This is a genomic window from Streptomyces sp. NPDC022910, from assembly GCF_055561075.1.
Map to the genome: position 1 here is coordinate 1 of NZ_JBVHHL010000146.1, position 2,821 is coordinate 2,821.

General features: G+C 64.9%; 2 protein-coding genes and 1 pseudogene. 1 reads left to right on the plus strand and 2 read right to left on the minus strand.

Going from position 1 to position 2,821, the window contains the following annotated elements:
* Positions 1-1,039: 1,039 nt before the first annotated feature.
* Positions 1,040-1,366 carry a hypothetical protein gene (locus ACZ3TS_RS42700; protein ID WP_467628578.1) on the plus strand — a complete coding sequence of 109 codons (327 nt, stop codon included), beginning with the start codon at positions 1,040-1,042 and terminating at the stop codon, positions 1,364-1,366.
* A 147-nt stretch (positions 1,367-1,513) separates the two neighbouring features.
* Here ACZ3TS_RS42700 and ACZ3TS_RS42705 read toward each other — a convergent pair whose 3' ends face one another.
* On the minus strand, positions 1,514-1,861 hold the full coding sequence (locus ACZ3TS_RS42705; protein WP_467628581.1) for an HNH endonuclease: 348 nt from the start codon (positions 1,859-1,861) through the stop codon (positions 1,514-1,516).
* Positions 1,862-1,930: 69 nt separating this feature from the next.
* Positions 1,931-2,719, minus strand: a pseudogene (locus ACZ3TS_RS42710) (IS3 family transposase); the annotation flags it as partial.
* Positions 2,720-2,821: the final 102 nt, after the last annotated feature.

The window sequence follows — 2,821 nt, forward strand, 5'->3', positions numbered from 1 at the left end:
TCCGTCACCCCGACGACACCGGAAAGGACAGCACCGCACCACCCTCGGGCCCGTGGAACCCGACGCCCCCGCAGCGTCACGCGACGGCCAGTCCCAACACGGCACGGGACATATCGGGCAGCCAGCCGCTCACAACGCCGCCGTCAGCCCTCGGAAGAATCGAGGTTGGTGCCGAGCGATAGGTGGACGGCGCTCTGGGGAATTACCTCAATCGGCCGGCCGCTGGCCTGCCAGGCCTCTGAGAGGCGCGAGTACAGTCCTGAGGCTCGTGGAGCGGTAAAAACCAGATGGAGACTACCTCTGGCGATTAGCCCACAATTGCCCCACTCGGCACTTCGATTGATTCGATTTATGGATGCCTCAGCGCGTTCCGGCCGGGATTGACGGTCGCTGGTCCGTCAACCAGTCAAGCTCACCCTCGGGTTCGGGAAATTCACCGAGCCGGTTGAAAAGAGGAGCAGAGTAGATGAGTCCTGAGTGTAGGAAAGGGGCCCGAATGGGACCGCCGCCCCGTCAAGGCAGGTGGACGACCGGCGGCACGCTCGCCTGCCTCGCGATCGTCCTGGCGGCCGGTGTGGCCGGGTCGGCCGTGGCCGCAGTGCAGAGCATGAGCGGCCCTCGCGGGACCGTGACGAACGGGTTCGGCGGCGACAAGTGCGAGGACGAGTCGCACCACAAGAAGAAGACGAAGGCCCTGTCGGAGTCGGACGGGGGGCGGGGTGGGGACAACGACGAGTGCCGGAGGGGACCGACGGGCCCGACCGGACCGGCCGGTCCGAAGGGTGACACCGGTCCCACTGGTCCCGCAGGTCCCACTGGTCCCGCCGGTCCCCCCGGCCCTACTGGTCCCCCCGGCCCCACCGGTGCGACCGGAGCGGCTGGTCCGAAGGGCGACACCGGTCCCACTGGAGCCACCGGCGCAACGGGGCCTGCCGGGAAGGCCTTCAATATCGGCGCCAGCGTCTCATCGGGATCCCAGACCATCTCGAACGGCCCCAGCACCAAACTCACGTTCACCAACGTCGACTACGACACGGACATGATGTTCGATGCCACGAATTCGACGCTGGTGGTCCGCACGGCCGGGCGTTATCTCGTCACGGGACGAATGTCCTGGACGTGCAATGTTCCGACGAACACGGGTCTCACGCAATTGGCCCTCAGGGTGAACGGCAGCGACGTCGACACCGATGAACGGGACATGAGAAACCCTATTGGTACCGCCACCAATAGCTTGTCCACGATTCTGCTGCTGAACGTCGGCGACGTGCTCTCCCTCCACGCCTCCCAGAACACGAGTGCAAACTGCACGTCGAATGGGTTCCAAGGGTTTCCGCACTTCCAGGCGGAGTGGCAGGCGCCCTAGTAGTCGGGTCGCCCGGGGGAATCTCACCCCCGGGCTCCCACGGAGTGAAGTAGGCCGCCGACGAGGTGCCCGTGGCTCGGGTCCTTTTCCGACGGCCCCTTCCCGAACCGGACAGGCCAGTTGTCCCGGCATCCGGCTCTCCAGTGATCATTTCCGGGTGGAGGCTGTACTCCGTCCGGCATGGATGTCCTGGTGGCAGCGTTCGCAGACCACGAGGGTCTTGCGCTTGCGCATGGCCATCAGTCGGACCCATGGTGGCCGTTCCGGGCGTCCTGGCTTGTTGAGATCGGCGAGTTTGCGGACGTGGTGGACCTGTAGTCCGGTGCGTCCCTCGCACATCTCGCACTGCCCGGCGAGGAGCCGGTGGATCAGCTCGTTGCGTCGGGTGGTGGCCATGACGGGCCGGCGGTCGGTGAGGACGGCGGTGCGCTGACGCTTGAGCGGGATCCCGCCGAAGCGGGCGACCAGCGGTTTCCTGCCGTCGTCGCGCTGCACCGTGGCTTGGAAGCAGGTCCGTCTGCTGAGGGGCCTCGCGTTTTCCGGACAGGCATCTGACCGCTGACTTCACGCGGCGATTGGCAACTGCTGGTGTTCGGCGTGGACTTCGAGCGGAGGGCGGTAACCCACTGCCGAGTGGAGGCGTTTGCGATTGTACCAGAATTCGATGTACCGGATGATGTCCCGCACAGCCGCCTCGCGGGTCAGGTAAGTCACCCGTGATACACGCTCGTTCTTCAGAGCGCCGAAGAATGACTCGGCCATAGCGTTGTCGAAACAGATTCCGGTACGCCCAGCCGATCTGCGGAGACCGAGACGCTTCAACTCCTTCCCGAACTCGGCTGACATGTAGTTGCTTCCGCGGTCGGTATGAAATATTGCACCGTTCGCGAGCTTCCTGTTCCGCGCCGCGTTGCGTATGGCTCGGGTTATCAGAGGAGTCTGGTAGTGGTCGTCCATCGCGTACCCGATGACTTCCTTCGTGCAGCAGTCGATGACGGTCGCCAGATACAGCCACCCCTCGCCGGTGGGAATATAGGTGATGTCGCCGACGAGTTTTTCACCCGGGGTCTCGGCGGTGAAGTTCCGGCCGACCAGGTCCGGCACGGGCCCGGGCGTGTGCCGGGTGAGGCCGAAGCGTTTCGGCTTTGGCTGGCAGGGCTCAAGGCCCAGCTCGCGCATGAGCCGGCGGACCAGCTCCAGGCCCGCGGCGATACCCCAGCGGTGCAACTGTGCTTGGATGCGCCGATGGCCGTAGGTGCTGTCGGAGTCCTCGAATGCCTTCTGGATGAGCAGCTTCAGTTCTTCGCGCCGCTGGGCCGTCATGGATTCCGGCCGGCCGCGCCAGTTGTAGTAGCCGGATTTAGGACTCCTAGCAAAAAGAGGTCTTCAGTCGGCGCCAGCAGATGATGCTGCAGCCGAGGGTGAGGAAGGCTTCGTGGAGGTCGTCGCGGATCT

What these genes read in the sequence shown, in the direction of transcription:
- ACZ3TS_RS42700 (WP_467628578.1), top strand. Translation starts at nt 1,040, where the DNA reads ATGATGTTCGATGCCACGAATTCGACGCTGGTGGTCCGCACGGCCGGG.